Source organism: Nocardioides sp., assembly GCF_034670285.1.
Taxonomy (GTDB): domain Bacteria; phylum Actinomycetota; class Actinomycetes; order Propionibacteriales; family Nocardioidaceae; genus Nocardioides.
Map to the genome: position 1 here is coordinate 1 of NZ_JAXMNS010000235.1, position 5,987 is coordinate 5,987.

Here is a 5,987-nt window from a genome sequence, read left to right on the forward strand (position 1 = left end):
GCGCCCGGACGCCGGCCGGCGAGAGCTGCATCGTCCCCGCCAGGACTCGCGTGCGGAGGTCGTCGCGCTCGTCGCGCGCCATGCGGGCCGCCGCCTGCGCCCCTTCGTAGTCGCCGTCGAGGAGCAGTCGGCGTGCCCGCACCGTGGCGGCGCGGTGGCGACTGCGGCCCAGCGCGGTCTCGAGCGCGGCACGATCGGCGTCGGTGCCGTGCGCGGTGACCATCTCGGTCATCAGCCGCGACCAGGACTCCTCCATCACCTCGATCCCCCGAGCCCCGCGCGAGTCGGAGTTCTCGTTCTCCCGGTAGGCCGCGAGGGGTTCGTCGAGCGTGCGAAGCACGTAGCCGCGGGCGATCAGGTCCAGCCACAGCCCGAGGTCCTCCACGGTGGGGATGTCGTTGCGGAACCCGCCGATGTCCTCCCAGGCCTTCCGACGCACGAGCGCGGTGTAGTAGGGCACCCAGCCCTCGATCAGCTCACGGAGCCCCACCGGGTCCCCGCTCTTGTAGCGCGCCGGCACCGGCTGGCGGAACGTCTCCTCGCGCACGCCGGCCTCGTTGAGGAAGAGCGCGTCCGGGGCGAGAGCGGCGGTGTCGTCGTCGGCGTCCATCAGCGGCACCAGACGCTCGACGAACGTCGGGAGCACAAGGTCGTCGGTGTGCAGCACCGCGACGTAGCGGCCCTTCGCGTGCCTTGCCGCGGCGTTGACCCCACCCCACGCGAAGCAGTTGTCCTGCCGCACCAGGGTGACCCGCGGGTCGGCGAGGTAGGGCTCCACCAGCGCGACGATCGTGTCGGACGGGCCGTTGTCGACCACGACGAGCTGCCAGTCGTCACGAGTCTGAGCCATCACCGAGTCCAGCGTCTGGCAGATGGTCGCCTCGGTGCGGTACGCCGTGCACAAGAACGTCACGGACGGTTCTTCCACGCTCATCGATCTCCCCCTACGTGGCCGATTGGACTGATCGAGAGGCGCACCGGGTGGAACCCCTCCGCGTAGTGATGCCCACCCTGGACCCCGCGTACGCGCGCCAGCCCGCGGAAGGTCTCGTCGTCGAACCAGGTGCGCGAGGCCTGCGAGGGATAGCTGGCGTGCAGCACCCGGCACTTCTCACTCAGCACGTCGGTGGTCAGCGGCACGAAGACCAGCGGCTGGCGCAGGTCGGCCTCGGCCTTCAGGATCTCGTAGCCCAGGACCAGGTGGTCACGGAAGACCGTGGGCACCAGGCGCGCGAGGCCTCGATGGTCCTGGTGGTGGTCGTGTTCGCTGGGCGCCAGCACCAGGTCGGGCTCGCAGCCCCGACGGAACTCCTCGAGGGCGTCCTTGGCCCGCTCCCAGTGCGTCGGGAACCGACCGTCGGGGAGATCGAGGACGGTGACCTCCAGGTCTGCGTCCGGGCACAGCGCCGCGAGGGCGGCGTGCTCCTCGGTCTCTCGGGCGGTCCCGCCACCGGAGAGGACCAGCGCCCGCACCCGCAGCCCGGGACGGGCGAGGCACCAGGCCAGGAGCGTGCCCCCGGCCCCGATGGCGATGTCGTCGCAGTGGGCGCCGAGCACCACCACCTCGTCGCAGACATCGGGGACCAGGGCGCGCATCAGGGGCGGGCGCCCTTGCGAATGAGGTCCTGGATCGGCTCGACGTCGCCACACTGCTCCCAGAGCATCCAGGGTCGGTTGCCGGCCTGGTACCACGCCTCGAGCTCGTTGCGCTCCTTCACCGTGTCGGCCGACTGCCAGAAGCCGGCGTAGCGGTGGGCCATCAAGGTGCCCTCGGCGGCGAGCGCTGTGCACGCGTCGGCGACGAGGTCGCCGTCGGGCGGGATCAGGTCGATGATCTCGGGACGGAGCACGAAGTAACCACCGTTGATGTACATCGACAGCTCCACCGCCGGCCGGATCGCCTGGACGCGCTCGTCGTCCGCGATCTCGACGACGTGGAAGGCCGAGACCGGCGGCACGGCGAGAAGCGCCGCGCGAGCGTCGCTGTCGCGGAAATTCGCGACCATCTCGTCGAGGGGGACGTCGGTGAGCACGTCGGCGTAGTTGGCGAGGAACTCCTCGTCCTCGTCGAGCAGGTGCCGCACGCGCCGCAGCCGCTCGCCGATCGAGGAGTTGAGGCCGGTGTGCACGAAGTGGATCTTCCAGTCGGCGATGTCGCTGCTCGCCACCTGCACCTCCCCCGCCTCGAGGGTGAAGTCGTTCGACTCCGTCTCGCGATAGCCGAGGAAGTAGTCCTTGATGTGGTGAGCGCCGTAGCCCAGGCACAGCACGAACTCGCGGTGGCCGAAGTGCGCGTAGTAGCGCATCACGTGCCAGATCAGCGGGCGCGGGCCCACCATCTGCATGGGCTTGGGGACGTCGGACTCGGTGCTGCGCATGCGCATGCCGAACCCACCGCAGAACAGGACGACCTTCATGACGACACCTCTTCGGGTTCGATGACCTCGAGCTCGGGGATCGCCACGACGAGCCGGCCGCCCCACTGCGCGACGTCGGCGAGCTGGGGGACGATCTCGTCGCGCAGGTTCCACGGGAGGATCAGCACGTAGTCGGGCTGGTCCTCGGCAAGTCGGTCGGGGTGGTGGATCGGGATGCGTGTGCCCGGGGTGAAGCGCCCGTGCTTGTAGGGGTTGCGATCGACGGTGTAGGCGAGCAGGTCGGGTCGGATGCCGCAGTAGTTGAGCATCGTGTTGCCCTTGCCCGGCGCCCCGTAGCCGACGACCGTCTTGCCGGCGTCCGCAGCATCGAGAAGGAAGCGCAGCAGGTCGTTGCGGACCTTGCTCACCCGCGCCGCGAACCCGGCGTACCCCTCGACGGTGTGCAGCCCTGCCGCGGCCTCGGCGGCCAACACCTCGCGGACCTGGTCGGAGGGCGCTCCGGCGACCTCGGTGGGGCGCGCCCACAGCCGGATCGAGCCGCCGTGGGTGGGCACGAGGTCGACGTCGACGAGGGTCAGCCCGACGCGGGCGAGGGCGTCGCTCGCCGTGGCGACCGTGTAGTACTGGAAGTGCTCGTGGTAGATCGTGTCGAACTGGCAGTGCTCGACCAGGGTGAGCAGGTGCTGGACCTCGATCACGACCCAGCCGGTGTCGGAGACCAGGCGGCGCAGGCCGGTGCCGAACCCGATGACGTCGGGGATGTGGGCGAAGACGTTGTTGGCGATCACGACGTCGGCCTGACCGTGCTCGGCCACCACGGCTGCCGCCGTCTCGGGGTTCAGGAACGCCGTCACCGTGGGGACGCCCTTCTCCCGGGCGGCGTCGCCGACGTTGGCCGAGGGCTCGATGCCCAGGGCCCGCGTGCCGTCGGCGACGACGTGCTGGAGCAGGTAGCCGTCGTTGCTCGCCACCTCGACGACGAACTCCGGCTTCACCCGCTCGTTGACCGCGTCGACGTAGCGACGCGCATGGTCGACCCACGAGCTGGAGAAGGAGGAGAAGTAGGCGTACTCGGTGAACGTCTCGTCGGGATCGATCAGCGCCGGGACCTGCACCAGCAGGCAGGCATCGCAGACCCGCGCGTGGAGCGGGTAGGTGGCCTCCGGACCGAGCAGGTCGTCGGCGGTCAGGAAGAGCTCACACGGGGGCGAGGCCCCCAGGTCGACGAAGGTGGTCAGCTCGGTGCCGCCGCACAGACGGCAGGTCGCGTGGTCCACAGAGCTCCTCGAGTGGCTGGGTGTGACGGTGCACGAGACCCTAACGGGGCCCGCGTGCCGATGCGACGGCTTCAGTCGACAAGTCGCATCTCGTCGTCGAGCTCTCCCCGCTCCTGGCGCGCCTTGAGCACCGCGAGACGGGTGAACTGCTGCGTGAACCCCTCGTGGGTCAACCCGTGGCTGCGGTAGGCGTCGACGAGCTCGGCGGCCCCGTCGGCGATGGACCACCGGGCCCGCCAGCCCGGTAGCGCTGCAGTGACCTTGGTGAAGTCGACGCGGTAGGAGCGCGGGTCGCCGCCGGTCTCGCCGGTCACCTCGAGAGAGGAGCCGGGCACCGCCTCGGCCACCGCCTCCGCGATCTGCCGCACCTGCACGTTGTTGGCGTCCGAGCCGATGTTGAACGCCTGGGCGTGGACCGCCTCGCGCGGCGCGACCAGGGCCTCGGTGAAGGCAGTGGCGATGTCGGCGGCGTGCACCAGTGGACGCCACGGCGTGCCGTCGGACGTCACCAGGACGCGCCGGTCGAGCACGGCGTGGGCCACGAGGTTGTTGAGCACGATGTCGCTGCGCAGACGCGGGCTGAAGCCGAAGGCGGTGGCGTTGCGCAGCATCACCGGCGTGAAGCCATCGTCCGCCAGGGCGACCAGGTCGTCCTCGACGCGCACCTTCGACTCGGCGTACGGCGTGACCGGACGCATGGGGGCTTCCTCGGTCAACGCGTCGGAGGTGCCCGAGGCGCCGTAGACCGAGCACGTCGAGGCGTAGAGGAACCGACTCACACCGGCGCCCTTGGCCAATCGGGCCAGGCGCGAGGAGGCGTGGTGGTTGATGTCGTAGGTCAGGCCAGGCACCAGCGACCCGAGCGGGTCGTTGGACAGCGCCGCGAGGTGGATGACCGCGTCGAAGCCGGCGAGGTCCTCGGCCACCACGTCGCGCAGGTCGCGCCGGAGCCCTGGCGGGTCGGCGGGCGCGGGCCCGAGGACGGAGTCGGCGAAGAGCCCGGTGTCGAGGCCGTGGACCTCGTGCCCCGCCGCAGCGAGCACGGGCGCCATGACGGTGCCGAGATAACCCTGATGACCGGTGAGGAGAACGCGCACGTCATGGACCCTAGCCGTCGGAGGCCGGACCCAGCGGAGTCGCACGGCGTGGTGCTGTCGAACCTCGGGCGTTGACTATCGTGGGGGCCGATGATCACCCGCCGCGAAGCCGCTCAACGCCTGGACATCCCCCTGGAGATGGCCACCCGACACGGCCTGCCCACGAGGCTCACCGAGGCCCAGCTGGCCGAGATCGAGGCCGACCCGCCACCGTGGCTGGTGCAGTCCCGCGCCAACCGGACCGGCAAGAAGCCGGTGTGGGTCGACCTGGTGTGCGACGTCTGCGGTTCTGCCGAGAAAGCCCGGCCGAAGAAGTGGTGGCCGACGTTCACCTACGTCAGCTGCGCCGTTCACGAGCCGTCTGAGCTGCCGCCCCCGGCTTCCGGAGAGCTGCGCGTGGAGATGCCGGGTGTCGGCAGCCGGTTCGTCGGGTGGGTCGACACGACACTGGACTGAGCCGCAGTGGCGGCACCCGACGCTGGTTGAGGTGTGAGGCGCGCCAGGTCGGCCCGAAGCTGGTTGAGGTGCGAGGCGCGCCAGCGCCGAGCCTCGAAACCCGGTGAGATACCCACCAACTCTTCACAATCCAGAGTGCTCGAAAGTTGTCCACAACCCCGTGGTTGAACAGAATTCAGCGCGTTCGAGTGTCGGTGGTCGGTGGTTGTATAGACCACATGAGCAGGCACCTCGACGACACCGGGACGGGTCACCCGATCCTCGGTTTCCTCGACCTGCTCGAGTCCGGACTGGACGACATCGCAGACGCACCGGCGTGGTCGCTGAATGCTGAGGAGACGTCCCTCGGCGATCACCCGGCTCGTGGGTGACCTGGCCCGGTTGGCCGAGGTCGAGGCCCGATTGCTGGGCCAGGCGCAGACCCTGGACCTGCCCGGTGCCATGGGTGCGAGGTCGTTAGCGCAGTGGCTCTCGCGCACCACCCGACTCACCGCCGGCGAAGCAGGACGCCGCACCCGCCTCGCGACCACGCTCGCCGGCCACGACCAGACCCGGGCCGCGGTCGCAGCAGGTGAGGTGCTGCCCGAGCAGGCCACCGTGATCACTGCCGCGGTCGAGGCGCTGGATGAGGAGTACGCCGCCGAGGCCGACCGGGCCGAGGCGTACCTGATCGGCGAGGCCGCCCACTTTGACGCCTACCGGTTGCGCGAGCTCGGCGACAGGCTGGTGGAGGTCATCGACCCCGACACCGCCGAGGCCCACGAGGCAAAGAAGCTCGC

The 5,987-nt window shown here is 70.2% G+C and carries 8 protein-coding genes; 3 read left to right on the plus strand and 5 right to left on the minus strand.

Annotation, left to right across the window (positions count from 1 at the left end; genetic code table 11):
• The 5 genes from VOI19_RS12375 to VOI19_RS12395 all read right to left on the minus strand — a co-directional run.
• On the minus strand, positions 1 to 934 hold a 934-nt coding region (locus tag VOI19_RS12375), incomplete at its 3' end, for a glycosyltransferase (protein WP_323793267.1).
• Complete coding sequence (locus VOI19_RS12380; RefSeq protein WP_323793268.1) at positions 931 to 1,596, minus strand: PIG-L deacetylase family protein; 666 nt, start codon at positions 1,594 to 1,596, stop codon at positions 931 to 933. The genes VOI19_RS12375 and VOI19_RS12380, both read right to left, overlap by 4 nt.
• Complete coding sequence (locus VOI19_RS12385; protein WP_323793269.1) at positions 1,596 to 2,417, minus strand: sugar phosphate nucleotidyltransferase; 822 nt, start codon at positions 2,415 to 2,417, stop codon at positions 1,596 to 1,598. The genes VOI19_RS12380 and VOI19_RS12385 overlap by 1 nt, the downstream gene beginning before the upstream one ends.
• A complete protein-coding gene (locus VOI19_RS12390; RefSeq protein ID WP_323793270.1) occupies positions 2,414 to 3,655 on the minus strand; it encodes a class I SAM-dependent methyltransferase in 1,242 nt (413 codons plus the stop codon). The genes VOI19_RS12385 and VOI19_RS12390 overlap by 4 nt, the downstream gene beginning before the upstream one ends.
• A gap of 71 nt (positions 3,656 to 3,726) precedes the next feature.
• Positions 3,727 to 4,752: an SDR family oxidoreductase gene (locus tag VOI19_RS12395; RefSeq protein WP_323793271.1), complete on the minus strand. Its 1,026-nt coding sequence runs from the start codon at positions 4,750 to 4,752 to the stop codon at positions 3,727 to 3,729.
• A gap of 90 nt (positions 4,753 to 4,842) precedes the next feature.
• On the opposite strand from VOI19_RS12395, the gene VOI19_RS12400 reads away from it, so the two are divergent.
• The 3 genes from VOI19_RS12400 to VOI19_RS12410 form a co-directional block, all read left to right on the plus strand.
• The gene (locus VOI19_RS12400) at positions 4,843 to 5,208 is read left to right on the plus strand and encodes a hypothetical protein (protein ID WP_323793272.1); all 366 of its coding nucleotides are present in this window, start codon (positions 4,843 to 4,845) and stop codon (positions 5,206 to 5,208) included.
• A gap of 218 nt (positions 5,209 to 5,426) precedes the next feature.
• On the plus strand, positions 5,427 to 5,579 hold the full coding sequence (locus tag VOI19_RS12405; RefSeq protein WP_323793273.1) for a hypothetical protein: 153 nt from the start codon (positions 5,427 to 5,429) through the stop codon (positions 5,577 to 5,579).
• On the plus strand, positions 5,572 to 5,987 hold a 416-nt coding region (locus tag VOI19_RS12410; protein ID WP_323793274.1), incomplete at its 3' end, for a DUF222 domain-containing protein. The genes VOI19_RS12405 and VOI19_RS12410, both read left to right, overlap by 8 nt.